25 protein-coding genes are annotated in these 24,910 nt (G+C 62.9%); 11 read left to right on the forward strand and 14 right to left on the reverse strand.

What is annotated here, in order from left to right; translation table 11 throughout:
- Window positions 1-54: 54 nt before the first annotated feature.
- The 3 genes from JXQ94_RS01655 to argH all read right to left on the reverse strand — a co-directional run bounded on the left by JXQ94_RS01655 (window position 55) and on the right by argH (window position 4,245).
- Window positions 55-2,604: a DUF4175 domain-containing protein gene (locus JXQ94_RS01655; protein WP_421922086.1), complete on the reverse strand. Its 2,550-nt coding sequence runs from the start codon at window positions 2,602-2,604 to the stop codon at window positions 55-57.
- 83 nt (window positions 2,605-2,687) lie between these two features.
- Window positions 2,688-2,825: an LPS translocon maturation chaperone LptM gene (gene lptM, locus JXQ94_RS01660; RefSeq protein WP_421922087.1), complete on the reverse strand. Its 138-nt coding sequence runs from the start codon at window positions 2,823-2,825 to the stop codon at window positions 2,688-2,690.
- Between the two features lie 10 nt (window positions 2,826-2,835).
- A complete protein-coding gene (argH, locus tag JXQ94_RS01665) occupies window positions 2,836-4,245 on the reverse strand; it encodes an argininosuccinate lyase (protein WP_421922088.1) in 1,410 nt (469 codons plus the stop codon).
- A 27-nt stretch (window positions 4,246-4,272) separates the two neighbouring features.
- On the opposite strand from argH, the gene JXQ94_RS01670 reads away from it, so the two are divergent.
- On the forward strand, window positions 4,273-4,860 hold the full coding sequence (locus tag JXQ94_RS01670) for a TlpA family protein disulfide reductase (RefSeq protein WP_421922089.1): 588 nt from the start codon (window positions 4,273-4,275) through the stop codon (window positions 4,858-4,860).
- 262 nt (window positions 4,861-5,122) lie between these two features.
- Here the strand turns inward: JXQ94_RS01670 and JXQ94_RS01675 are convergent, their stop codons facing one another.
- Window positions 5,123-7,930 carry a TonB-dependent receptor gene (locus tag JXQ94_RS01675; protein WP_421922090.1) on the reverse strand — a complete coding sequence of 936 codons (2,808 nt, stop codon included), beginning with the start codon at window positions 7,928-7,930 and terminating at the stop codon, window positions 5,123-5,125.
- Window positions 7,931-8,169: 239 nt separating this feature from the next.
- On the opposite strand from JXQ94_RS01675, the gene JXQ94_RS01680 reads away from it, so the two are divergent.
- The 5 genes from JXQ94_RS01680 to JXQ94_RS01700 all read left to right on the forward strand — a co-directional run bounded on the left by JXQ94_RS01680 (window position 8,170) and on the right by JXQ94_RS01700 (window position 12,683).
- Window positions 8,170-9,207 (forward strand): phytase, encoded by a 1,038-nt coding sequence (locus JXQ94_RS01680; RefSeq protein WP_421922091.1) that lies wholly within the window; start codon window positions 8,170-8,172, stop codon window positions 9,205-9,207.
- Window positions 9,208-9,216: 9 nt separating this feature from the next.
- The gene (locus tag JXQ94_RS01685; RefSeq protein WP_421922092.1) at window positions 9,217-9,519 is read left to right on the forward strand and encodes a hypothetical protein; all 303 of its coding nucleotides are present in this window, start codon (window positions 9,217-9,219) and stop codon (window positions 9,517-9,519) included.
- Window positions 9,520-9,563: 44 nt separating this feature from the next.
- Window positions 9,564-10,676 carry a helix-turn-helix domain-containing protein gene (locus JXQ94_RS01690; RefSeq protein WP_421922093.1) on the forward strand — a complete coding sequence of 371 codons (1,113 nt, stop codon included), beginning with the start codon at window positions 9,564-9,566 and terminating at the stop codon, window positions 10,674-10,676.
- 88 nt (window positions 10,677-10,764) lie between these two features.
- Window positions 10,765-12,177: an amidohydrolase family protein gene (locus JXQ94_RS01695; RefSeq protein WP_421922094.1), complete on the forward strand. Its 1,413-nt coding sequence runs from the start codon at window positions 10,765-10,767 to the stop codon at window positions 12,175-12,177.
- Window positions 12,178-12,320: 143 nt separating this feature from the next.
- A complete protein-coding gene (locus JXQ94_RS01700) occupies window positions 12,321-12,683 on the forward strand; it encodes a hypothetical protein (RefSeq protein ID WP_421922095.1) in 363 nt (120 codons plus the stop codon).
- Here the strand turns inward: JXQ94_RS01700 and JXQ94_RS01705 are convergent.
- From JXQ94_RS01705 to JXQ94_RS01720, 4 genes are all read right to left on the reverse strand, one after another.
- Window positions 12,680-13,606 (reverse strand): electron transfer flavoprotein subunit alpha/FixB family protein, encoded by a 927-nt coding sequence (locus JXQ94_RS01705; RefSeq protein ID WP_421922096.1) that lies wholly within the window; start codon window positions 13,604-13,606, stop codon window positions 12,680-12,682. The genes JXQ94_RS01700 and JXQ94_RS01705 overlap by 4 nt on opposite strands.
- Before the next feature lie 2 nt (window positions 13,607-13,608).
- Window positions 13,609-14,358, reverse strand: coding sequence for an electron transfer flavoprotein subunit beta/FixA family protein (locus JXQ94_RS01710; protein ID WP_421922097.1), 750 nt, complete (start codon window positions 14,356-14,358; stop codon window positions 13,609-13,611).
- A 294-nt stretch (window positions 14,359-14,652) separates the two neighbouring features.
- Window positions 14,653-15,204 (reverse strand): hypothetical protein, encoded by a 552-nt coding sequence (locus JXQ94_RS01715; protein WP_421922098.1) that lies wholly within the window; start codon window positions 15,202-15,204, stop codon window positions 14,653-14,655.
- Complete coding sequence (locus tag JXQ94_RS01720; RefSeq protein WP_421922099.1) at window positions 15,204-15,566, reverse strand: PadR family transcriptional regulator; 363 nt, start codon at window positions 15,564-15,566, stop codon at window positions 15,204-15,206. Before JXQ94_RS01720 ends, JXQ94_RS01715 begins: the two co-directional genes overlap by 1 nt.
- Before the next feature lie 116 nt (window positions 15,567-15,682).
- Here JXQ94_RS01720 and JXQ94_RS01725 point away from each other — a divergent pair, with 116 nt between their 5' ends.
- Window positions 15,683-17,167 (forward strand): serine hydrolase domain-containing protein, encoded by a 1,485-nt coding sequence (locus JXQ94_RS01725; RefSeq protein ID WP_421922100.1) that lies wholly within the window; start codon window positions 15,683-15,685, stop codon window positions 17,165-17,167.
- Window positions 17,168-17,231: 64 nt separating this feature from the next.
- Here JXQ94_RS01725 and JXQ94_RS01730 read toward each other — a convergent pair whose 3' ends face one another.
- From JXQ94_RS01730 to JXQ94_RS01740, 3 genes are all read right to left on the reverse strand, one after another.
- Window positions 17,232-18,383, reverse strand: a complete 1,152-nt coding sequence (locus JXQ94_RS01730; protein ID WP_421922101.1) for a serine hydrolase — start codon at window positions 18,381-18,383, stop codon at window positions 17,232-17,234.
- A gap of 150 nt (window positions 18,384-18,533) precedes the next feature.
- Window positions 18,534-19,115, reverse strand: a complete 582-nt coding sequence (locus JXQ94_RS01735; protein WP_421922102.1) for a YceI family protein — start codon at window positions 19,113-19,115, stop codon at window positions 18,534-18,536.
- 108 nt (window positions 19,116-19,223) lie between these two features.
- Window positions 19,224-19,802, reverse strand: coding sequence for a cob(I)yrinic acid a,c-diamide adenosyltransferase (locus JXQ94_RS01740; protein WP_421922103.1), 579 nt, complete (start codon window positions 19,800-19,802; stop codon window positions 19,224-19,226).
- 47 nt (window positions 19,803-19,849) lie between these two features.
- On the opposite strand from JXQ94_RS01740, the gene JXQ94_RS01745 reads away from it, so the two are divergent.
- The gene (locus tag JXQ94_RS01745) at window positions 19,850-20,956 is read left to right on the forward strand and encodes a serine hydrolase domain-containing protein (RefSeq protein WP_421922104.1); all 1,107 of its coding nucleotides are present in this window, start codon (window positions 19,850-19,852) and stop codon (window positions 20,954-20,956) included.
- Between the two features lie 9 nt (window positions 20,957-20,965).
- Here the strand turns inward: JXQ94_RS01745 and JXQ94_RS01750 are convergent, their stop codons facing one another.
- Window positions 20,966-21,172: a twin transmembrane helix small protein gene (locus tag JXQ94_RS01750; protein ID WP_421922105.1), complete on the reverse strand. Its 207-nt coding sequence runs from the start codon at window positions 21,170-21,172 to the stop codon at window positions 20,966-20,968.
- Complete coding sequence (locus tag JXQ94_RS01755; RefSeq protein WP_421922106.1) at window positions 21,172-22,221, reverse strand: Rieske 2Fe-2S domain-containing protein; 1,050 nt, start codon at window positions 22,219-22,221, stop codon at window positions 21,172-21,174. The genes JXQ94_RS01750 and JXQ94_RS01755 overlap by 1 nt, the downstream gene beginning before the upstream one ends.
- 138 nt (window positions 22,222-22,359) lie before the next feature.
- Between JXQ94_RS01755 and JXQ94_RS01760 the strand changes: the two genes are divergently transcribed.
- Entirely contained in the window at window positions 22,360-22,914 is a 555-nt protein-coding gene (locus JXQ94_RS01760; RefSeq protein WP_421922107.1) for a hypothetical protein, read from the forward strand.
- Here the strand turns inward: JXQ94_RS01760 and gluQRS are convergent.
- Complete coding sequence (gluQRS, locus tag JXQ94_RS01765; RefSeq protein WP_421922108.1) at window positions 22,911-23,750, reverse strand: tRNA glutamyl-Q(34) synthetase GluQRS; 840 nt, start codon at window positions 23,748-23,750, stop codon at window positions 22,911-22,913. The two genes, JXQ94_RS01760 and gluQRS, sit on opposite strands and share 4 nt — an antisense overlap.
- A gap of 106 nt (window positions 23,751-23,856) precedes the next feature.
- Between gluQRS and JXQ94_RS01770 the strand changes: the two genes are divergently transcribed.
- Together JXQ94_RS01770 and JXQ94_RS01775 are read left to right on the forward strand one after the other, a co-directional pair.
- Window positions 23,857-24,324: a hypothetical protein gene (locus JXQ94_RS01770; RefSeq protein ID WP_421922109.1), complete on the forward strand. Its 468-nt coding sequence runs from the start codon at window positions 23,857-23,859 to the stop codon at window positions 24,322-24,324.
- Window positions 24,325-24,519: 195 nt separating this feature from the next.
- Entirely contained in the window at window positions 24,520-24,852 is a 333-nt protein-coding gene (locus JXQ94_RS01775) for a GIY-YIG nuclease family protein (RefSeq protein ID WP_421922110.1), read from the forward strand.
- Window positions 24,853-24,910: the final 58 nt, after the last annotated feature.

Here is a 24,910-nt window from a genome sequence, read left to right on the forward strand (position 1 = left end):
GCCCACAATAACGGGCAGCTCGTTCTCACGCCGCGATATCGGCCAACCCTGACTTTAGAACCGGTCGAGCAGGCGCTGAATATAGTCGAGCTCTTCCTGCGGACGGCCGGCTTCGGCGGCCCGGCGGCGCAATTCCTCCAGTATGTCCCGGGCCCGGGCGCGGCTCATCTCGTCGGGGACTTCAACACCGGCCCCGTCGGCAAAGGCGCCTTCCGCGGGACGGCCGAGCGGATCGCGATTGTCTTCGCCTTCTGCTTGCTGGCTGCCATTTTCCTGCATGCGGTCGAGCAGTTCGCGGGCCAGTTCCTCGGCGCCGGAGCGCAAGTCGGCCAGCGCTTGCTCCTGGGCCGCCAAGGCGCCTTCGGTATCGCCATTGCGCAAGGCTTCCTCAGCCTGGCGCATGGCCTCGCCGGCGCCGCCAAGCGAGTCTTCGCCCTGGCCGGGAAGAGCGTCAGCGGATTCCGAGAAGCGCTGGGCGAGTTGTCCCTGGGCATCGGCGAGGGCCTGGGCGCTTTGGCCACCACCGCTCTGGTTCTCGGCAAGGGTTTGCGGACCTTCACCGGATTGCTGACCCTGTTGCTGCTGGCCTGACGAATTGCCGGATTGCGGCTGGCCGCCACCTTCCTGTTCGGACAGTCCGAACGTCTGGTCCTGAAGATTGCGCTGCTCACCGATGACTTCACCGAGCTCCTCGAGGGCACGGGCGATGGCTTCGGAAATGGGATCGTCCTGCTGGCCTTCGCCCTCGCCCTGACCGAGTTGCATCTGCATGTTGCGGAGCATTTCCGACAGGGCGGCGAGCGCCTGGCGGGCATCTGCGGTATTGCCCAGCTCGGCCGCGTCACGCAGCGCATCGAGCATTTCCTGCAAGCCTTCACCATTGAGGTTCGGGCCTTGTCCACCCTCGGCGAAATTGCCTTCCTCGGCCGCTTCGCGGGCCATCGCCGCCATGAAGTTCTGCATGGCCTCTTCATAGGCCTCGAACAGGGCGGCCAGTTCGGTTTCGTCGGCGCCGCGGGCCATCGCTTCCATCAACGCCCGCTCGGCAGCGCGCAGGGCCGCCTCGGCATCGGCGAGGGAGCCGAGCTCGGCTCGCAGGGCGATCTGCCAGAGATCGCCTTCCAGATCGCCCAGCGCGACCTGGTCTCGCTGGCGGCGCAAACGGTGCAGGGCTTCGCGCAGGCCGAGATAGACAATCGGGTCCTCGAAGAAATACTCCGGGGCGTCCGAGATGGCGGCGAGACTGCGGGCAACCTGTTGCAGGCCGTCCGGGGCCCGCTCGATGCGACGGGCCGGGTTCTCGGTGAAGTAGGCCGGGCCCTGGGGAACATCTTCGGCATACATGACCGGCGGTTCTTCCAGCGGGTCATAGGGCTGGTTTGACGCCATCACATCGCGGCGTTGTTCGGCAACGGCGCGCGCCAGCGAGTCGAGGAAGACGCGGGCCGGCAGGGTGATGCCCAATTCCGGAGAACGACCGGTATTCCCGGCTGCATCGGTCGCCACGAGGCGGATATCGACCCGGCTTCCGGCCAGCGGATGCCGCGCGGTTTCCAGCAGGGTGGCCAGGGCATCGTCGTCACTGCCCGGCGTCACGGCGCTGGTTTCGATCGGCAGGACTTCCCATGCGTCGTCGCTGTCTTCAGGACGCAGCTCGAGCGCATAGCCGACCGCGCCGTAGTCATCGGTGACGGTGAAGTCGAGGTCCAGTTCGCCGGCGGCGGTAGAGTCGGGAACCGCAGTCAGGCGCACGCGTGGCGGCGTGTCGGGGGTGACGGTGAGGGTCCAAGTCTCGCGTGTGCCAGGGGCAGCCAGGCGCAGCGTGGCGTCGCGATCGACCGGCTGGCGAATCTCCCAGACACTGTCGCCAATCTCACTGCCATCATTACGCTGGCGCCCTTCGCCATCACGCAGGGTCAGGCGCGGCTGGCGGCGCGAACCGGCGATGCGGGCGACAAAGGTCGAACCCTCCGGCACGACCGCTTCGCGGCTGTCAGCGGCCAGGAAAATCGGCGCGCGTCCTGTATAGGCCGGCGGGTCGATCCAGGCATCAATGGAGAGTGTGTCGCCACCGGCAATGATCGGGGTCAGGGAAAAAGCCTCGCCGACCCGGTCGCGGGCGGTCGGGCCAGCCACCATCCAGCTGACCAGGATGCCAAGGGCGAGCATGCCGCGCACGGCAAAGCTGTCATGCCGGGCCCAGGCGGCTTGCGGTCGGCGGGCGCGGGCAGTTTTCAGGCGGGCCGCCATGCGGCTCTGGTGTTCGTCCCAGACGCGCTGGGCAATCGGATCGCGATCACTCGGCCGGTCGGTCAGGGCTTCATGGGGACGGGCGGTGATCCCGGAATCATCCTCGACGCGGCGTGCGGTCTCGTCGTCATTGGGCCAGGCGAAGCGCCGCAGTCCAGGTCGGGTCAGCCAGATCGCAAGCGCCAGCGAGGCCAGCGCATAGGTCGCGCGCCAGGGGTCGCCGACACTGTCCCAAAGACCCAGAAGCGAAAGGATGAGAAAACCCGACACCCAGGCCAGGCCCGGCCAGATAACCGAAACCGAGCGCTCCCAAACGAGCGCGAGCCAGGCGAGGATCAAGGACGTACGACGCATGGGCTGAAAGCTATCACGCTGCACCGGAATAACGAGGCCCCGATGCATTACACTTTGGTGAGCCGGATCAGCGTGCTGCCAACCTATTCGCCGGCGTCGTCTTCCGCCGCTGGCGGCTCACCCCAGAGTGGGTCCGGGCGGTCGAGATTGCCACGCAGGCCGCAGGCTGTGACAGCGAGGGCGCTGAGGACAATGAGGGTAAGACTGGTCAGGCGTTTCATCGTGATTTCCTCAACAACCCAGACGGTCCTTCCAGACCGCCACCTGTTCGCGCACCCGCTCCGGCGAGGTGCCGCCGAAGCTTGTGCGGCTCGACATCGAAGCCCGAGCACTCAACACGGAAAACACGCTGTCGTCGATAGCCGGCTCGACCGATTGCATATCGGCCAGCGGAAGGTCCGCCAGCGGCACGCCGCGTGCCTCGGCCAGTTTGACGATCGATCCGGAAATGTGATGCGCGTCGCGGAAGGGTTTGCCCAGTTCGCGCACGACATAATCGGCCAGGTCGGTGGCGTCGGAATAGGCTTCACCCGCGGCTTCCTCGAGCGCGTCGGGGAAGAAGGTCAGATCGCTCGCCATGCCCGCCATGGAAAGGAGGGCCAGTTCGAGATCATCGATGGCCTGGAAGACCGGCGCCTTGTCCTCCTGCAAGTCTTTGGAATAGGCCAGAGGCAGGCCTTTCACGACGGTCAGCAGGCCGGTCAGCGAGCCGATGATGCGGCCCGGCTTGGCGCGCACCAGCTCGGCAGCGTCGGGATTGCGCTTTTGCGGCATGATGGACGAGCCGGTCGACCAGGCGTCGGACAGGGTGGCAAAGCCGAAACGGCGCGTGCACCAGAGGACGATCTCCTCGGCAAAGCGCGACAGGTTCACTGCGCAGATCGACGCTGCCGAGAGTACTTCCAGCGCAAAGTCACGGGCCGCGACGCCGTCGAGCGAGTTGGCCATGGGGCGATCAAAGCCGAGCGCCTTCGCGGTCATTTCGCGATCGATGGGGAAGGCGGTGCCGGCCAGAGCGGCGCAGCCAAGCGGACTTTCATTGAGGCGCTTGCGGGCATCGGCGAAGCGGCCCCGATCACGCTGGGCGACCTCGACATAACTGAGCAGGTGGTGACCAAGGGAGACCGGTTGGGCCGTCTGCAAATGCGTGAAGCCCGGCATGACCTGGTCGGCGTGTATCTCGGCCTGTTTGACAAGGGCTGTCTGATAGGCGGCGAGCATGGCATCGATCCGGTCGCAGGCATCGCGCAGCCAGAGGCGGAAGTCGGTCGCGACCTGGTCATTGCGCGAGCGCGCCGTGTGCAGTCGACCGGCTGGTTCGCCGATGATTGCCTTGAGCCGGGCCTCGACATTCATGTGCACATCTTCCAATGCGGCCGACCACGGAAAGTCGCCGGCATGGATTTCCGAGCGCACCTGCTCCAGCCCGCGCTGGATGGCCGCAGCATCCTCGCTTGAAATCACCCCCGTTGCGGCCAACATTTGGCTGTGGGCCAGGGAACCGTCAATGTCCTGATCCGCCATGCGCTGGTCGATATCGACCGACGCATTGATCGCTTCCATGACCGCGGAGGGTCCGGCCGAGAAACGGCCGCCCCACATCGCACTGGAACTGGATTGCGGCTTGGGGTTTTTTGGCATGGTGAACCTGATTGCGAGGACGAGAACATGAAGACACCGCTTGGAATAGCCATTTTTGGCATGGCCGCAATACTGGTGGTGGGATTTGTCTGGGTTTCCCTTGTTTCCGGCACAAATCGTGGCGAAACAGGCCCGCTCGACAGCTATGGCCATGGCGAGATGCGCGCCTTCGTCACCCTTGATGATGCGCCCTCCCAGCCCGATCTCGCCTATATTGATGGCGATGGTGCCGAGGTGCGGCTCTCGGATTATCGCGGCCAGGTGATCCTCGTGAATTACTGGGCGACCTGGTGTGGGCCCTGTGTCGAGGAGATGCCGGCTCTTTCCGACCTTCAGTCCGAGCTGGGCGGTGATGACTTCCAGGTCGTCACGGTGACGCTGGACCGGTCGATCGAGGATGCTCGCGAATTCCTGACCCGGATGGCGCTCGATAATCTGCCGCTCATCCATGACGGGACTTTTTCCAGCCCCAGCCAGGTTCGGGCCATCGGCCTGCCCATGTCCATTCTCTATGATGGCCAGGGTCGCGAAATTGGCCGGGTACCGGCGCCGGCGGAATGGAATAGCGAAGACGCCTATGCCCTGATCCGCGCGGCAATCCGCCGCGACGTGTAAGCGCAGTCGGCATCGAAAAGAAACGGGCCGCTCCGATGTCTCGGGGCGGCCCAGTTGTTTGCATCTCGGAGGGATAATCGAGGAGCAATCCCGTTCGGGGAGGAGCGGGTTGGCGCCCTTCTATTGTCCAGGCGCGACGCTTCGATGACAGGACGGCGATGCTTGTGTGTCACGCGCAGGCGGCATCCCTCCGGAGCCAGAAACAAAACGCCCCGGGCCTTGCGGTCCGGGGCGTGTTCTTCGTGGTGTGTCCGTCAGCGCCCTAGTAGGTGAAGCGGACACCGAAGACGGCGGACCAGCCGTATTCCTCAAGCTGCTCGACCCGGTCGATCCCGTCGGGGCGGGTGACCGCCTGATAGGGCTCGTCGGTGACATTCTTCAGATCACCGAAGACCTGCAGAAAATCATTGAACTCATACTTGGCCGAGAGGTCGAGCTGGGAGTGTTCCAGCACCCAGCGGTCTTCGTCCGCCCCGCCGCGGATCTCGTCGAGATACTCGGATCGGGTCGAGACAACAGCGCGCAAATCCCAGGGGCCATTGTCATAGCCCAGGACGGCATTCCAGACCGTGTCGGACTGGCGCGGCAGCGGGATGATGCGGCCGTCAGCCAGCGTGGCTTCACTGTCGGAGGCGGTGAAGTTGAAACCACTGATAAAGCCCTCGACCGGCAGGAAGTCGAGCGCCTGCTGGTAGTTGAACTCGATGCCGGACACTTCGGCCTCGGGCAGGTTGATGAAGGAGGAGGCCTCGTCGAAGAAGCGGCCGTTCAGCGTGATGTCCTCATAACCGACACCGCCGATGACATTCTCCAGATCCTTGAAGAAGTAGCCGAGATACACGACCGCATCATTGTTCGGATACCACTCGATGGAGACGTCGAAATTGTCGGCTTCCAGACGCTGGAGGTCCGGATTGCCGAACTCGCCCTCGACCTCGTCATCGTCATTCTGCTCAACCAGGATGCGGGGGGCGAACTGGCCCGGATTCGGTCGCTGGATCGAGGCGAAATAGGCGCCGCGGACGATGACATTCTCGGTCAGTTCATAGCGGGCCAGGATGGAGGGCAGGACGTCGGTATAGTCATCGCTGGCGCTGGTCGGCGTCACGAAAACCGTGTCCTCGGTCAGCACGACCCCGCCGACGGTGGCGTCTTCCTCGGCAAGGAAGGTTTCATAACCGCGTGCCGCCATGTCGGTCTGTTCGACGCGGACACCGCCGACAACGCGCAGCGGGCCGTTTTCGACCGAGCCCATGAGATAGCCGGCCACAACATCTTCCTCGACGCGATAGGAGGCGCCGAAGCTGTCGATGTCGCTGTCGACCGACACATAGTCGAGGCTGCCCAGATTGGTGAAGAAATAATCGCGAACGCGGGTCGGGTTCGGAACCGGGCCGATCGGGCCCTGGCCGTAATCGACCGTGCGGGCGACGTCCGAGAGCAGGAGGCTGGTGTCATCATAGACATCGAAGTCCAGCGCATACTTCTTGTCGCGTGTGCGGGCCCGGACGCCGTACTGGATATAGCTCGGCAGGCCGCCCAGCTCGGTATCGTGACGGATATTCAAGGTCGCCGTATATTCGCGGTCCTGCGACAGGCCATTGGTCAGCTCGTAGCCCTGATTTTCGTACAGCGAGCTATCGAACACGCGGTCCGTCGTCGTGCCACCGGCGAAGGTGAGGTGCGGGCGCATCGGGTCGGAGACATCAATCCCGAAGGTTTCGCCATCCTCGAACTCATAGCTGAAATCGACGTCGAGCCGGTTCGGCTCGGCTTCCTCGGCATAGACGTAAGAGAGCGACCAGTCGACGGTGGTCCCGCCATTGATCCACTCGCCACCGAAATCCGACGCGAAGATCATCTGGGTTTCCAGCCGGTCCTTCACATCGCGGTCGATTTCCATCTCACTGGCCGTGAAGACCGCCAGATCGCCCGAGGAGGCAGCGTCGTCATATTCCGCATCCTCGTATTTGATCTCGACCCGGTTGCGGACCTCCTGGTCCGAGAAGTCTGACCAGGTCGTGCGGGTATAGAATGTGAGGTCGTTATTGACGCGATAGTCCAGGTTCAGGACCGCAGTCGTGCGCTCCCGCGTGACCTGGTAGTTGCGCATCTCGACTTCGTTCGGGAAGGGCACGCTCTCATCGATGTCCCAGCCGCCATCAACCTCGAAGCTCTCCGAGCCGAAGACGCGTTCCTGGTGCGAAAGCGAGCCGGCCACGCCGAGGCGGCCATCCATGAAGTTGTTGGCGAAATTGATCGAGCCGCGATAGCCGTATTCTTGTTCGAGATCGGAATAGAGCGAGGCGACCCGGGCGCGGACGTAGAGCTGGTCGACATCGAGGCCTGACGTGGTCTCGATCTCGACATTGCCGCCGACACTGTCGCCGTCCATGTTCGGCAGGAGCGACTTGTTGATGACAACCGAGGACAGGACATCGGCGTCGATGACGTCGAGGCCGACCTGCCGGTCTTCCGCTTCCGGTGAGGTCAGGCGCACACCATTGATCGAGGTCGAGACCAGGTTCGGATCAAGACCGCGGATCGAGACAAAGCGACCCTCGCCCTGGTCGTTGAGGACGTTCACGCCGACCGCACGACGGGCGGCTTCAGCGACATTCTCGTCGGGGAATTGGCCGATCGCATCCGAGGAGAGGACGGCGATATTGCCGTCATTGGCGCGTTGTCGGGAGAGCGCGGAGTTCAGCGCGCCGCGCTGGCCCATCACGAGGATATTGTCGACATAGTCGACATCATCACCCAGCGTGATGGTCGGAGACACCGTGTCGGTCACGGTTGCCAGATTGACGCTGACCTCACGCGCATCGGCCCCGACATAGCTGACACGCAGCGTGTATTCGCCGGCGGCGAGGCCGGTGACGCGGAACGTACCGTCGGCGCCGACTGTGGCGGTCTGACCGGTTTCAAGGATGCGAACCGTGGCACCTTCAAGACCGACGGTCTCGGATGCATCGGTGACGCGACCGGCGATCGTGCCGGCCTGGGCGGCACCGGCGACAGCAAGTGCAAGCACGGAAGCCGTGCTGAGCATGGCGATGGTGGTCTTCATGGGAGTCCCCCTCACATGGACTGACGACAGCCTTGCCCGAGCGGGCAAAGTCGCGGTCTCTATGCGCGGCGATCAGCAACACGGTGATGACGGTTTGGTCTCACCTTCATGTCGGTTCTGCGAGCTGTTCGTGAAAACGGGTAACGCCGTAATTATTGTCACGGAAATGTCGCCATATAAGGGCTTGGCGCCCATTTCCCGGCGGGCTATCGCGCCTCGGCAGGAATGGGAGAAATGCCATGAAACAGCTGTTGGGACTATTAGCCGGCGCGAGCGCCCTGGCCGCGTGCAGCCAGGGTCTGCCACCGATCGAGATTGAGGCGGCGCGAGAAACGGCCAGCGTTGCCGGAACCGGTGATGCCGCCGATGATCCGGCAGTCTGGGTCGCCGACAATCCGGCTGACAGCCTGATATTCGGGACCGACAAGGATAACGGCATCTATGTCTACACCCTGACGGGCGAGGAGCATGCCTACCTGCCTGAGGGCCGACTCAACAATATCGATGTGCGCTATGGTTTCGATCTGGGTGACCGGATCGTTGATATCGCCGCGGCGTCCGACCGCTCCAATGGCGGCATCGCCTTCTTCCTCATCGATCCGGCGACCCGCGACGTCTCCTATGTCGGTGCCGTGACGGTCGCAAATGTGACCGAGCCATACGGGTTTTGCCTCTACCGCTCGCCGGTCGACCAGGCACTCTATGCTTTCCTGTCGGACAAGGAGCCAGGCACATTCGTCCAGTACGCACTCGGCTGGGACGGTGCCATGGTAACGACCGAAGAGGTGCGCCGTGTCACGCTCGGCACGATCGCCGAGGGCTGTGTCGCCGATGACCGGACCGGTCGGCTCTACATGAATGAGGAAAATGTCGGCGTGTGGACGATGGGCGCCGAGCCGGGCGACCCCGCCGAACCGCAACCGATCGCCGCCACGGATGGCCGCGAGATCACCGCTGATGCCGAGGGGGCCGCGCTCCTGCCGCGGGGCGAGACCGGCGGTTGGCTTGTTGTTTCCAGCCAGGGCGACAACACCTATGCCGTCTATGAGCTGGAAGGCCATGCCTTCGTGACGCGCCTGCAGATCGTCGATGCGGCGATTGATGGGGTCACGCACACGGACGGGCTCGACATTTCCGCCGCCAGTCTCGGCCCTGACTTCCCGGCCGGTGTTCTGGTGGTCCAGGACGATGAAAACGACACCGGCGGGCAGAATTTCAAATTTGTTGATCTGCAGGCGGTGATCGCGGCGATTGAGGCCGGTGCCGCTGAGGATTAGACAGTCTGGATGGCCTTGCTTGTCCCGGTTGTCCTGATTGTCATTCTGCTGTTTCTCGCTCTGCGCTATCGCTCCCGCGATGGCGGGCTGAAGGTCTGCCTGGCGCGCGTCGAGGCCGCGTTGGTCGCGGCGCCCGGGGGCGATGATGTGGATGTCGCGCTTTCCAGCGAAGATGTGGATGCCCTGCGAGAGGCGCCGGAACACTTGTTTCGCTTGGTTGTGACCAGGCGCGAGGGTGCCGACAAGCAGACCCGGCAACGGGCGCTGGCCGCGATACGCGAGTATCGCGAGTTCCGGGGCTGGAAAACCTGATGGTCGGCGATTGTCTTCGGCAGGCTGATGGCTAGTCTCGGGCCATGACACTGTTTGCCGTCAATCTCCTGCAATTTGCCTTGATCGCGGTCGCCGGCCTGGGGGTCGCATTGACCGTGTCCGAGCCACGCCTCCGGGCGGTGTCCACCTTACTGGCGGTGTCGGCGCTCTGGATGGTCTTCAATTTCCTCGAAGAGACCTCGGGTTTTCGCGATATCTGGCTGGTGACGCCAGCCTTCAGGCTGGCCATTCCGGCGCTGGTCTATCTGATCGTGCGCGGCGTGATCATCGCCGGCCCTGCCCTGCGCTGGAGGGATTGGCCGCATGTGGTCCCCTTCCTGGCCGCGCTTGCGCTCACACCCCAGATCGGGCTGGTCGAACATGCCGCCCGTATCAGCCTGTTTGTCTATTCAGCGGCGGCGCTCTTTCTGGTGCGCCGGTTTCACCGTGCGACCCGGGACATGCGGTCCGACGCGCGGACCATCCAGCTGAACTGGATGGTCGCGATGCTCGTCTTTTATATCGTTGACGGGGTATTCGACATCCTTCGCATGGACGCGCACTGGCTGCACCCGTACTGGCCCTGGCTGGATACCCAGTCGGCCTATGTCTTCCAGATCGCTGTGTCACTGGTCTCCACCTGCGTTCTGGTCGTCCTGGCCGTGCAGCATGCCCGGATGTTTTCGGGTCTCGATGACCGGGCCCTGGCGGCCTGGGCCGCGGGGCAGGCCTCGCCTCAATCTGCCGATGATAGCGCCGCGGCCAGCGAGGCCGCGATGGCCGATTTCAGACGCGTCGAGACCGCGGTCCGCGATGACGCGCTTTACACCGAACCCCGTTTGACGCGGCAGGAGGTCGCTGTGGCGGCCGGCCTCACCGAGCGCGCGGTGACACTGGCCATCAAGTCGTCCACAGGGCGGAACTTCAACGACTACATCAATTCGCTCCGGATCGAGGATGTCTGCGCGATGATGAAGGAGGATGCTGCGGCGCCCGCGCGCCGTCGTGTCATTGACCTCGCATTCACCGCCGGCTTCAGTTCCAAGTCCGTCTTCAACGCCGTGTTCAAGCGCGAGACCGGGCAGACCCCATCCGCCTTCGCGGCGACGCTGGGCGCTCCTCTGGAGAGTGCGGAATCCGGTCGGGCCGGCAGCTGACGCATTCCGTACGTCCGGAATCCGGATATCGGGCGCACCGTTTGGCCAGTCGTGATCCTGTCATCCCGTCATCAATCGGGAGACAGACATGCATCGACTTTTCGTGGCCCTCGGACTTCTTCTCGGCATTGCCTCTGTGATCATTCTTGCCCGGGCGCAGTATCTGCCCGGGGCGATGCGCCCGGATCAGGACGCGTCCCGATCCTACCTCATTGCCAATGCCACCCTGCTCGACCCGGCGACCGAGGGTCTGCGGCCGGACGGTCATGTCCTCGTGATCGACGGGCGGATCGAGGCCGTTGGAACCGGGGCTTTGCCCGCACGGCCCGACGGAGTCGCGATGATCGATGCCAATGGCCAGGTCCTGATGCCGGGCCTGATCGATGTGCATGTCCACATCTTCGACGAGACCGACCTGGCGGCCGGGCTGGCGCACGGTGTCACGACGGTTCGCAATATGGGCGGCTTTCCCTTCCATCTGCCGCTCGCCCGTCAGATTGAGCGCGGTGAGATTTACGGGCCGCGCCTTTTGACGACCGGGCCGATTCTCAACGAGGTCGGTGGTCGCAACGGCAATGCCCTGCACGAAGCGGTCGATGGCGCAGACGAGGCGCGCGCCAGTGTGCGGCGGCAATATGCGGCGGGGTTTCGCCATCTCAAGCTCTATTCGAACCTGTCCCGGGAGAGTTTCGCTGCGATCCGCGAGGAGGCCGCTGCGCTGGGGATGACGATGAGCGGGCACCCGGTCGAAGGTACCGAAGCCGATCCCGTCGACTTCTCGGCTTCGCTGGAGGCCGGCCTGCGAACACTTGAGCATGCGGAGTCGATCGTTTGGTACGGGCTCGACGATGATATGGACCCTGATCGCATGCGCGCGCTGGCTCGCCAGATTGCCGCGTCCGGGACAGTGGTCGATCCCACGCTTGTCGTGCACGAAAATCTGGCGCGGATCGTCGAAACCGCCGGCGCGCATATCACGCGACCCGAGATGGCCGGCTACAATCCGGTGATTGCCGGTTATGAGCGGGAGGGATGGGAGTACTGGAGCGCCTATCAGCATGATGACCGGACCCGGATGCAGGCCTTCTATGTCGCCTTCACCGGGGCGCTTCATCAGGCTGGGGTAGCCCTGACCGTTGGGACGGATTCCGGGGTGATGGTTTCACCGCACGGTGTCTCCACACTTCGTGAGATGGAAATCCTGGTGGATGCAGGGCTGACCCCGCTCGAGGCCATCCGGGCCGCCACGCTGAATGGCGCGGACGTGCTGGGTCTGGATGGTCAGGTCGGCTGCCTGGCGGTCGACTGCGCCGCCGACCTGATCCTGGTGGACGGTGATCCGACGCAGGACCTCGCCCGTCTCCATGACCTCGCAGCGGTGATGCGGGATGGTCGCTGGCTTGATCGTGACCAGCTGGATGCCTTGGCTGAAGCGGCAAGACATCCGTCCTCGCTGCGCACTTGGTGGCGCCTGGGCCAGCACCGACTGGCTGTTCGGTAGCCGGGGATATCACGTCTGGCGGTGGCCGTCGGCTTGGGCGCGGGGGGCTGGCAAGGATGTTGACGCCGTGGCCATTAGACGCTTGTGTTGAGGCCAAATCGCAACCAGGGGGCGGGCGCTGTGGAGTTTTTTCTGCTTTTTTGATGGTCGCACTTATGGCTCCGCTCGCCTTGAAAGAGCAGAGGTATCGCAAGCGCGAGACGGAGGCCCTGGTGGCGATCGAACGGGAGATGGAGAGAAATCTCGCCGCCCTTCGCGAGGCCGCCGAACACCGGTTCCGCAGAAACTATGACGTTGCCCGAACGGGCTGTGCGCTGGCGGATACGCCGCTCTTTATCGTCGCCCATGTCGAAGCGGCGTATGCCGATGACATTTGCGATGAGCGCGCATTGCTTGAGGCCCTGAAAGCGCTTGGAGAGTGTCTCGACAAGCGTGCGCCTGCCCGCAAACAAAAACGCCCGGCCGATGGGCCGGGCGCTTCCGTGTCTGGGACCGCAGACGCCTAGAGCGCTTCGTCGAGCTCGGGCAGCGCGGTGAAGAGATCCGCGACCAGGCCGTAATCGGCGACCTGGAAGATCGGGGCTTCCTCATCCTTGTTGATGGCGACGATGACCTTGGAGTCCTTCATGCCGGCGAGGTGCTGGATGGCACCGGAAATACCGACCGCAATATAGAGCTCGGGGGCGACGACCTTGCCGGTCTGGCCAACCTGATAGTCGTTCGGGACATAGCCGGCATCGACCGCGGCGCGCGAGGCACCGACAGCGGCGCCGAGCTTGTCAGCGATAGAGTCGAGCAGGTGGAAATTGTCACCGGACTGCATGCCGCGACCGCCGGAGATGACGATCTTGGCCGCGGTCAGTTCCGGCCGGTCCGACTTGGACAATTCCTCGGAGACGAATTCCGACTTGAACGGGCCTGACGCGGCACCGAGATCCTCGATGCTGGCCGAGCCGCCATCGCCGACCTTTTCGAAGGTCGTCGGGCGAACCGTGATGACCTTCTTGGCGTCAGAGGACTTCACCGTCATCATCGCATTGCCGGCATAGACCGGGCGGGTGAAGGTGTCCGGTGCTTCGACCGCGGAGATTTCCGAAATCTGCATCACGTCGAGCTTCGCGGCGACGCGCGGCATGAAATTCTTGCCAGACGTGGTCGCAGCGGCGAGCAAGGCGTCATAATCGCTCATCAGCGGTGTGACGAGGGCGTCCATCGCTTCGGCGGTCGGCTTGGCGAGGCCATCGCTCTCCGCGTGCAGCACTTTGGCAACGCCGTCGAGCTTGGCAGCCGCATCGGCCACGGCCTGGGCGTTGGAACCGGCGACGAGGACGTGGATGTCACCACCCAGACCCTTGGCAGCCGTGACGACGGCGCGGGTGGCGTCGTTCAGCGTGGCATTGTCGTGTTCGGCAATTACGAGAACAGTCATGGTCAGATCACTCCCGCTTCATTTTTCAGCTTGTCGACCAGTTCGGCGACGCTCTCGACCTTGATGCCGGCTTCGCGCTTGGGCGGCTCGGTCACCTTCATAACGGTCAGGCGCGGCGCAGTGTCGACGCCATAATCAGCCGGTGTCTTGGTGTCGATCGGCTTGCGCTTGGCCTTCATGATATTTGGCAGCGACGCATAACGCGGCTCGTTGAGGCGCAGATCAGTGGTGATCACGGCCGGCAGTGAGAGCGACAGGGTCTGCAATCCGCCATCGATTTCGCGCGTGACCTTGGCCTTGCCGTCGGCAATCTCGACTTCCGAGGCGAAGGTGCCTTGCGGCCAGTCCAGCAATGCAGCGAGCATCTGGCCGGTCTGGTTGTTGTCGCCATCAATGGCCTGTTTGCCGAGAAGGACGATTTCCGGGCCCTCTTCGTCGACCACAGCCTTCAGGAGCTTGGCAATGGCGAGCGGCTCGGCCGCATCATCAGTCTGGATCAGAATGCCGCGATCGGCGCCCATGGCCAGGGCCGTACGGATCGTCTCCTGGGCCTGGGCCGGCCCGATGGAGACCACGACGATCTCTTCGGCCACGCCCTTTTCCTTGAGACGGATCGCTTCTTCGACCGCTATCTCACAGAAGGGGTTCATGGACATTTTGACATTCGCGAGGTCGACGCCCGTTTGGTCGGGCTTGACGCGGACCTTCACGTTGTAATCGACGACCCGTTTGACGGGGACGAGAATCTTCATGCTGGGGCTCCGGTTGGCCGCGCGCGGAACAAGGTTCGCGCACCTGACAAGAATAGGCCGGGAACCTGCCTTCGCCAGTGCGGTAAGTCAATGCATCCCGCTGGCTTACGCCCGCGTCAATTCGCAGCTACGGTATAGTCGGTATGTGTTGCCATGCTGACTTTATTGGATCAGTCAGCCGCCTTGGCACGCGACATAGCGCCCTTTGCGACGAGGTCAGCTGGCAGCATTTAGATGTTTCGGTACGTTTCCTTGTCGACCGCTTTGCAGGGCCGGGCCATCGCCCGCCTGGTCTCAGGGCCGCATCCAGCGCGAAACCGGCCCGGTCGGTGAGAGCGCCACGTGCCAGAGGCCGTAAAGGGCGGTGCTCCCCAGTGCCGAAATCATCAGGAAGGTCGGGATGAACCAGCCGCCGAGGAGTTCACGCGCGCCGTCCTGGGCTTCGTAAGAGAGAGTCAGAACATTATCACCGGGATACATGTAAAGGCCGACCGAGGCCGGGTTGAGCGCTTCCATCAAAGTCATGTGCAGCAGGATCAGGATAACGAGGCCACTGGCCCCCATCACCATGATGGCCAGGTAATGCAAGATAATCGCGAGGGGTTTTCGCCAGGCGGGCGGCGGCGCAGCGGGAACCCCGAACCGGGCGAGGGCTTCCCGCAAACGGTCCGCCTCGGCGGGCAAGTCCAGTACGGCCATGTCTTCGGCGATATGGGCGATCGCCTCGGCTCTGGCTTCGGCGCGCTCCGGACCGGGCAGATCCCGATTGGTCCAGTCCAGCCGTCTCAGGAAATCCGCCCAGAGGCGGCGGGCTTCGCGCGTCGTAAGCTCCAGGGTCATGCGCATCAGGACGCCTCCTTTGCGGGTTGTGCCAGAAGGACTTCGTCCATGCGGCGCCAGATTTCGTGCATGGCATCGAGCGTTCGTTCGCCCAGGTCGGTCACCGTATAGTACTTGCGTGGAGGGCCGGTATCGTCCGCGACCCATTCAGCGGTGACGAGTCCGTCCTTTTTCATGCGCGTGAGCACCGGGTAGACCGTGCCTTCGGCCAGGTTTTCAAAGCCGGGTGCTTGCTTCAGGGCCGCGACAATCTGGTAGCCATAGGCGCGCCCTGCCTTCAGGCGGGCGAGCAGCAACATCTCGAAATACCCCTTGCGAGCCTGAGAGCTCCAGCGGTCGAGAATTTCCTCCATATCAGTCCCGGTCATGCGTTTCTGCCCCGCTGATCATGGCTCCCTTCCTATGGCTTGTGTATCGGCTTAGCAAGATATATAGCAATGCATAGTAGTTGGTATCGCCAACGTGAAGGCGGGAAGGAATTGGAATGTCGCCCCTTGTGAAATTGAGAGCCGTTTGCCTGGCTGTTCTTGTTGTGAGTGCCTGCTGGTCGGCGATCGGACTCCGGCAAATCCGCAGCCTCGAGCCCGGGAGTTCCGACGCAGACATCGCGGTGCATCTGGATGGTGTTCTGGAGCACGCGATGCAGCGCTACTCGATCGCCGGCGTAGCCGCTGGCGTGATCCGGGACGGCGAGATTGTCTGGCAGGCGCGTGAAGGCCGCTCGGATGGTGCCGGTCTACCGATTACGGACGCGACGGCTTTCAACCTCGGATCGATCTCCAAACCCCTGACGGTCTGGACGGTCCTCAGCCTGGCACAGGACGGGGTAATCGATCTGGACGCACCCCTGTCGACCTATGATCTGGCCTATGAGCCGGATTATGGGGAGCATGCCCCGGAAGCGGTCACGGTCCGGCGCCTTCTTCAGCACACGGCGGGCACCAATCAGCCGGGCTATGGGGGTTGGGGCGCGCATGAAGAACAGCCCGCGGATGCCGTCGATCTCAGCGAGAATTTCGCTCCCCTCCGGGTGGTCTATCAGCCCGGCGAGGTCAGGCGATATTCTGGCGGCGGCTTTGTGCTGCTGCAAATGCTGGTCGAAACAGTGACCGGGCAGGATTTCGACACCGCAGCCCGCCAGCGTGTCCTCGATCCGCTTGGCATGACAACGTCCGGCTTCGACGCGTCGCGGCTGCCGACCGTGTCGCAGGCCTTCAATTACTATCGCCAGCCCATCGAGGACCTGCGTGATGTCGCGCTGACGGCAGCAGGCGGCTATGCCTCGGGCGGCGACCTCGAGATGTTCCTCCTGGCGCACATGACGGGCGGCGGCGTGCTGACCGCCGACAGCCTGGAGCAGGCCTTCGCGCCGACCGATCCCAATCCGGGGTTCGCCATGAGTTACACGCGCTGGGAGACTCCCGAAGGGACACTCTATGGACACGGGGGAAACAATTCTTCGTGGAACGGCCAGATCTACATCCGCCCCGAAACCGGGGACGGCTTCTACTTCCTCACCAATGCGACCTCGGGCGCACAACTGGACTTTGATCTGAGTTGTGCCTGGCTCGGCCTGATGGACAGCGAAGCCGGTGCTGCCCGGTGTGATGAGGCGGTTTCCCTGACACACCAGCTCGCCTGGGTCAGTTGGGGAGTCGGCGCTGCCGGCCTCTTCTGGGTCTATTGGCTTGTGGCCGGCCGCGTCGCCGGCAAGCGCACCCTGGCCTTGCGCCCGACCGGCCGAGGACCACTCCGCCTGAGTGGGCGCCTCTTCCTGGCCTTCCTCACATTCGCCGTCACACTTTTCCTGATCTGGATGTTCTGGACGAACTCCGTGATCTGGCGGACGGAAACCATTTTCATCGATGAAGTGCCGGTGGATGAGCTGGAAGGACTGTCGATTGCCGTGACAAGCCTGTTTGCCATTCTGACCCTGTGTCTCTGGTCCAGCCCCGAGACGCGGCGCTGATCCGATCGGTCAGCAAAAAGGGGCCTGTCCGCCGGACAGGCCCCTCGCGGCCCAGGTGAGGCCGTCAACGCAAATCGGTAATCAGAGTCCCGTCAGCTATGGCCGCGTCGATGACACTGAAAACCGGTGCGGCCTGGCCTTCATGGTTGGAGAGCACAACGACATCAATGCCGGCTTCCCAATAGACAAAGAAGCGAGCCTGCACGCCGGCGGTCGACCCGGTATGTCCGAGGCGATGGCCATAGCTGTCATTGCGCCATGAACAGCCCCGGCCATAGCCTCGCGCGCCCATCTCGGTTTCTGCGAGACCACAGGCCGCCGCCAGCGCGGGCAGCGCGACGAGGTCGCCCTGCCGCAGCGCAGTTGCCAGAGCCAGCATGTCATCGGTGCTGGCATAGCTGCCGCCGCCTGCAAGCGGGGTCACTTGCGGCGTGGTGAAGTGATAATCGTCCGGATTGGACCCCTCGACCGCATCCTCGCTATCCCACCAGGTCTGATAGTCGACGGGCAGATAGGCGCGGGCAATCTGATGATTGCCCGGACGATCGTCGCGAATGAAATGGGGGCCACCCATTTGCGCAGCCAATGAGACGTGCTCGGCGATGAAACGTTCATAGCTGGTACCGCTCGCCCGCGCGACGATCTCGCCGAGCAGAATGAAGTTGATATTGCGATAGGCGAACCCGTCCGGCCCGCTCGAACGGAGCTGATCAGGCGTCAGCAGGTCGACCATGTCGGCGTTCGACGTCAGTCGGTCGAGTGTGGCGTCATCAAATCCGGACAGGCGCGGCAGACCGGATGTGTGTGTCAGGAGATGATCGATCGTCACAACGGCATCCAGGGTTTCGCGGAACTCCGGCAGCCAGTCCGAGACGGGCGAATCCAGGTTGAGACGACCTTCGGCTTCCAGTTGGAGGATCGCTATGGCTGTCACCATCTTGCCAACTGAGGCGATGGAAAACACGGTGTCGGACGTGATCGGGCGCGCGGCCTCCCGATCTGCCCATCCGATATCGCGGCGAGCCAGGACAACACCATCACGGGCAATCGCGACGCTGCCGGAAAAAAGTGGCTGAGCGTCAAGCCAGGCATCGAGTTGTTGTTGGGTCGTTGTCGCGGGTGCCTGTGATGGCGGGGCGGTTCGGGCCTGAACCGCAAAACTGACACTACTCAGGCAAAGCAGAGCAGCAAGCCCTGTAGCAAGGGGTCGAAGCATGGCGTCCTCCGTGGCGTGCTACATCTGTAGCGTCCCGGTCGGAGTTGGCAACTTAACGATGGTTCAGATTGCTCGCCTTGGCGTGCGTGCAAACAAACGGCGCGCCAGATTGACCGGCGCGCCGCTTTGACGGGAGTCAGGCAGTCATGCCTATTCGGCCGCGACCAGCTCTGTCGAGATGAAGAGTTCGATCTCGTCGGAGACGTAGGGAACGGCGAAGCCCATATCCCATTCCGAGCGCATCAGTGATCCGATGGCGGTGAAGCCCAGCTTGGTCGCGCCGGAACGGGTCTCGCCAACCTGGTTGAGGGTCACCTCGAGACTGACCGGGCCAGTCATCCCATTCATGGTGAGATCGCCGGTCATGATGCCGACCTCGCCGTTCGCGGTCTCGAAGCCGGTGGCCACGAAATGGGCGGTCGGATTGGCCTCGGTCTCGAAGAAGTCGCCGGAATTCAAGTGCGTGATGAAACGGTCCTGATTGGCACCGACCCAGAAGCCATCGATCAGGTTGAAGGTAATGTCGACGGTCGAACTGGACGGTGTTTCCAGATCCAGCGACAGGGTGCCCTCATAATCAGTGAACTGCATCGACATGGTCGAATAGCCCTGATGGTCCCAGCGGGCTTCGATGACCGTGTGCGTCTTGTCGAATTCGAAAGTCTCCGGCTCGGCCTGGGCGGCGGTGGCGGTGAGCAGGGCCGCGGAAGCGGCGAGGAAAAGGCGGGTCATGCGGTAACTCCGTATGGACTGAACTTGAAGGCCTACACTTAGGGGGTTGCGACATATTGTCGACCGGGCTGTCGATAAGTTGATCTTTCCGCATTGGAAAGAATGGCCTCAATCGCGGTCTTTTCCCGGTACCCAGAGTACATCGGCGCGGCCTTCATCATTCGCGGTCCGGGCCATCACGAAGAGCAGATCGGATAGTCGGTTGAGATATTTCAGGACGGCCGGATTGATCCGCGCGCCCGAAGCGATCAGGGCCGAGACCTTGCGCTCGGCGCGGCGACAGATCGTGCGCGACAGGTGAAGCCGGGCTGCCGCCTCACTGCCGCCGGGCAGGATGAAGGAGTTGAGCGGATCGAGTCGGGTATTGAGCCGGTCGATTTCGCGCTCCAGCCAGTCGACCTGATTTTCGGTCACGCGAAGCGGCTCGTAATCGGGTGGCGTATCGCTTTCCGGCACGCAAAGGTCCGCGCCCAGATCGAAGAGGTCGTTCTGGATGCGGGCCAGTGGCGCGTCGAGCGGGTCGCTGCCGCCCAGAGCGGCGCGGGCGAGGCCGAGGGAGGAATTGGCCTCGTCGACATCCCCGTAGGCGTCGACCCGCGCATCGTGTTTGACTGTCTCCGACATGTCGCCAAGCCGGGTCTTCCCGGCATCGCCGGTGCGCGTGTAGATTTTCGTGAGACGAACCATGGGGCCAGTCTTAGCGCCAGGATGGCTGGGTTGAAAGGGCGGGGAATATGCTGAAAACAATAACGGTCCTGGCGGCGAGCCTGGTCGCGGTGACACTGTCCGTCGCCGACGCCCAGGGCGGAGGTATCCAGGCCGGCGCGGACATTATCCGCGAGCGGACCGGCGCGCCGGGAATTGCCATTCTCACGCGGCAGGGCGACGCCGTGGAGCTGGGTCTTTCCGGGCTGCGCGCGATCGATACCGATATCGCCCTTCAGCCGGACGATTTCTGGCATCTCGGCTCCAATACCAAATCCATGACAGCGACCCTGGTTGCGCGCCTTGCCGAGCAGGGTCGCGTCAGCTGGGATGATACGATCGCCCAGCATCTCGGCGGCGTGGTGGATGACATCAATCCTGCCTATGCCGACCTGACCTTCCGCCACCTGCTCAGTCACCGCTCCGGCTTGCCGTCCAATGTCGGGCCCGCTGCCATGTTCAGCTTTGTCGCCCAGGGCGCGCAGGGTGCCGATATCGCCCCTCAGCGCATCGCCTATGCGGCAATGGTGTTGTCGGGAGAGCTGGACGCCACGCCTGAAACAGAATTTCTCTATTCGAATGCCGGTTATGTCGTGGCCGGCGCGATGCTTGAGCAGGCGACCGGCGAGGATTGGGAAGTCCTGATCCAGCGTGAGGTGTTCCAGCCCCTGGGTCTGACCAGCGCTGGCTTTGGTGCGCCGGGGAGTGCCGAGACCGTCGATCAGCCGCGCGGTCACCGGTCCGGCCTGTTCGGGCGGCGGGCGGCCTATGCGCCCGGTCCGACGGCTGACAATCCGCCCGTTCTGGGACCGGCCGGTACGGTCCACATGTCGCTCGAGGATCTGTCCCGTTATCTGGCTGTGCACATGGCCGGAGCGCGTGGTGAAGACACGGGTTTCCTCGATGCCGGGTCCTGGGAAATCCTGCATACCCCGCCGTTTGGCGAACACTATGCCATGGGGTGGGCGATCGATGGCCCCCGGCTGATACACAACGGGTCGAACACGCTTTGGCTGGTCCAGATGACGATCTGGCCGGATCGCGACCGGGCTGTGATCATCGCCGCCAATGACGGCGACACCAGCGCGCTGGGGCCCTATTTCAATCAGGCGACCCGCGAAGCCTTCGGCGAGTGATCGCGACCCTCAGCCGCCAAGGTTTTCCTTCACCAGGAAGATGGCGATGATGAGCAGGACGGCGGCGAATTGCAGCACCACACGCAGACGCATCAGCTTGTTCGAGCGCGAGCGCGATTTGTCGTCTGACTTGTACATGTTGAAAATGCCGAAGCCGAGCGTGATGACGACCGCCAGCATGGCGATGTAGAGCAGGCCTGTGAGGAAGGTATCCATCAGCTTCTCCAGCGCAATTCAGCTGCGCGCACGGGGTTCTTGAAGGGTTCGCCGGTCTCGCGATGCTTGTCCCAGGCGCGCTTGAGGGCGAAATACCATTTCGCCTGCACATCGCTGTCATGGATCAGCATCAGCTTGGGATCATAGGCGAGGCCGATCTGCTGTGCATTCACCGCATCGCGGTCCTGGCCAACGAAAATCTCGATGCCTTTGCGGATCAGCGGGTTGGGCACGATGCTCGGGAGCCAGTGATCCCAATACACGACAATGGTGATCGCGGTTGAATGCTCATTGGTCGGCGTGACGGCGGTAAAACCGGTGAAATGCTTGCCGCCAGCCTTCACATATTCCGTACGCAGGCCCGGCAACTGGAAGCGGATCTCGGTCTGCGGCTCACCCATCAGCGAATAGAGATAGGAGTTCTTGGACGGAATATGCGGCAGCATCGAGAAGCCACGCTCGACCGGCCCGAACTTCTTGGTCTTCTCGTGAACCGACTTGGCCGAACGCCACCACCATTGACGATGGATATAGGGGATGTGGGCCGGGTCCATCAGGCCGATGACGGCGTGGTCGACATGGCAGTTGAAAATGTCACGGACGACGAGTTTGGGCTTGTGGCCTTCGGGAATGTCCAGCTTGGGCGGGTCGATCGAGGGCGGGGTGTCGGCCTGGTCCTCATCGGCATACCAGATCCAGATCAGCCCCTGATCCTCATGCACCGGGAAGCGGCGCACGCGGATCTTGGTCAGGTCCATCGCCTCGGCCTGGTCGGCGGTCAGCGAGGGAATGGCCGCGCACGAGCCGTCGGTGCGGAAGCGCCAGCCATGATAGGGGCATTCGACCTGGGTCTCGCCGTCATGCTGCTGGGCCTCGCCGCCAGACAGGAGAATGCCGCGGTGCGGGCAGATATCCTTGAGAGCGTAGGCCTTGCCGTCATGGTCGCGGCCGAACAGGATTGGCTGGCCCAGCAGCTCGCGATGGAGATGCTGGCCCGGCTTGAGCTCGCTCGACAGGGCGCCGAAATACCACAGGTCTTTGACAAACATGACCGCCACATAGCGCGTTGTGCCGCGCCTGCCTAGCGTCAGCACGGCATCACAAGTGCGGCATATGGCCTTGTTCAACCCATGCAGGGGCGGCTAGTCTGCCTGGACGCAGAGGGGGCGCGTTGAAGGAAAACGCGCATGCGCACGAGACGACCAACACATCTGTTCCGTCCGATCCCGGTCCTCGGCCTTGCCGCTGTCCTGGCCCTGTCCGGCTGTTCGCGCGATCCCGCACCCTTGCCGGACGAGGTGGGGCTGCCGGCGGCCGCGCTGTCCGCCTTCCAGGCTCATCTTCGAACCATGAGCGAGGGTGATCTGGTCTGTCCGGACGCCGCGATCGAGGCGGCACCGCGCGTGACCGCCTATCTCAATGATGACCGTCTGCCCGACTATGCCATCGCCACGCAGGACCTCGATTGCGAGAGCGAGATCACGTCCTCTGTTGCCTATTTCTGTGGCGGCTCGATCTGTGCCTTTCCGGCGCTCGTCTCCGAAGGCGAGGATTACCGGGTGGTCTGGCTGATGTCCGGCAATGAGATCGAGGCCCAGTCCCATTATCGCGAGGAACGCTTCGTGGTCCGTCAGCTTTCCTATGCCGGTTCGCGCGGCAGCGCCGTGCTCGTGCGGGAATACAGCTGGATCGACGGCGCGCTGCGCCGCGTGGCCGAGCGAGAGGAAGTGGCCAGCCGCTAGTCTTCGCGGAACCTCGCACGGATTTCGTCCGGCGTGATGCCGCTTTCGCGCAGGGCCTTCAGCGTCACCGACTTGTTGCGTTTGGCAAAGCGTTCGCCATGCGCGTCCAGCAGCAGGCGGTGATGGCGATAGACCGGCGTTGGCAGGTCGAGCAGGGTCTGCAGCAAGACGTGAAGGGGTGTCATCTCGCGCAAATCCTCACCGCGGATGACATGGCTGATGCCCTGCAGGGCATCATCATGGACGACCGCGATGTGATAGCTGGTGCCGACATCCTTGCGCGCCAGGATGACATCACCCAGCGGATCGGGATCAGCAATCTGCTCGCCCTGGCCGTCTTCCAGATAGCGCATCGCGTCAAAGCGCGGACCCAGCGTGTCGCGACACCGAGCTAGTGAGAGCCGCCAGGCGAAGGCCTCACCGGCATCGAGACGGTCCGATTCCTCGTCCGCGGTCATCGGCTCAAGCGGTCCGCGATAGACCTCACCCGGTCCGTGTGGTGCGCGGGCAATGTCCTCCAAGATCTCGCGCCGCGTCTTGAAACAGCGATAGACGACACCAAGCGCCTGCAGCCGCTCGAGCACACGGGCATAGTCGTCGAAATGTTCCGACTGGCGCCTGACGGGCTCTTCCCAGTCCAGTCCCAGCCAGATCAGGTCGTCCAGGATGACCTGTTCGAATTCCCGCTTGCAGCGGACCGTGTCGATATCCTCCATCCGCAGGATGAACCGACCTTCTGCCTCACACGCCGCGCGATACGCCGTCCAGGCCGAGAAGGCATGGCCGATGTGCAGATGCCCGGTGGGCGAGGGAGCGAAGCGGGTGGTGAAGGTCATTCTGCACCTGGTCAAAATCGGGGTATGTGAACATGATGAGGTCGTTGGTTGAGAGTTAGCAAATGTATCAAGTGCATTCGCGCAAATCCTCCGCCTCAGGCGGGTATTGGTTTTTCTTGTTTCTGGCACCGCTTCCGAGTTTTTTGTCCTGATGGGTGTTGTTCACTTCGGGCGGGCTCTGATTGATAGTGACTTCGGGAATATGTTGATCGGCTTTGCGATTGTTGGGCTTTTGGGCTGGTTTGCGGCTTCGCTGTGGGCCTATTGGTGGCAGTTTCGCCAAATCCGCCAGCTTGATGGACCGTTGTTCGAAATTACCAGTAATGGGCTTGTTGACCATTGGGCAGGGGCGGCACGTTTCCTTTCATGGGATGAAATGGAAAGCGCCCGATGGACCGGTAGTGGGGCGGGGCCCATCTTGTGTTTCACGCCGAAACATCGCGATTGGATTGAGCGACATATTGGCTCACTCGGGTTCCGACCGTTTCACTATCCGGCTGTGTATTTTGAAGCCTCTGCGGAAGAGTTGGCTGCGAAGATCTGTGAACTCGCTCCAAAGCGTGTCTGGAAGTGACCGGTGTGACTCAAAGCGTGCAAAAAAATCATTTGTCATCCCGGGCGTAGGCCCCGCACACGCGGGGCGAAGACCCGGGACCTATACGCCTGGTGTCGGCAGCATTCGTGTTTATGGGTCCCGGATCTTCAGCCTGCTTTCGCAGGCTTCCGCCCGGGATGACACATCCGCATAATGCAAATATAAATTGTAAACATGTATTATGTATATCTGCTGGCTTCGCGGCGCCACGGGACATTGTATTGCGGTGTGACCAATGCGCTGTTGCGGCGGGTGTATGAGCACAAGTCGGCACAGGTTTCAGGCTTCACGAAGAAGTTTCACGTCCACCGTCTGGTTTGGTGGGAGGCGCATCAGGATGTCGGCGAAGCGATTGCGCGTGAAAAGCGGATCAAGCGCTGGCGGCGCGACTGGAAGATTGCTCTGATCGAGCAGGACAATCCCGACTGGACCGATCTGTATCCGGGCCTCGGCGGTACCGATCCGTCGGAGATCGCCGGGGAGGGCGTTCGGCGGACCGATTTTTAACGGGTCACTGATCTTGCCCCCATCCCCCGCATCCCTCTATCCAGACGGCAACGGATAC

It is taken from the genome of Maricaulis maris (genome assembly GCF_049116555.1).
GTDB classification, from domain to species: domain Bacteria; phylum Pseudomonadota; class Alphaproteobacteria; order Caulobacterales; family Maricaulaceae; genus Maricaulis; species Maricaulis maris_C.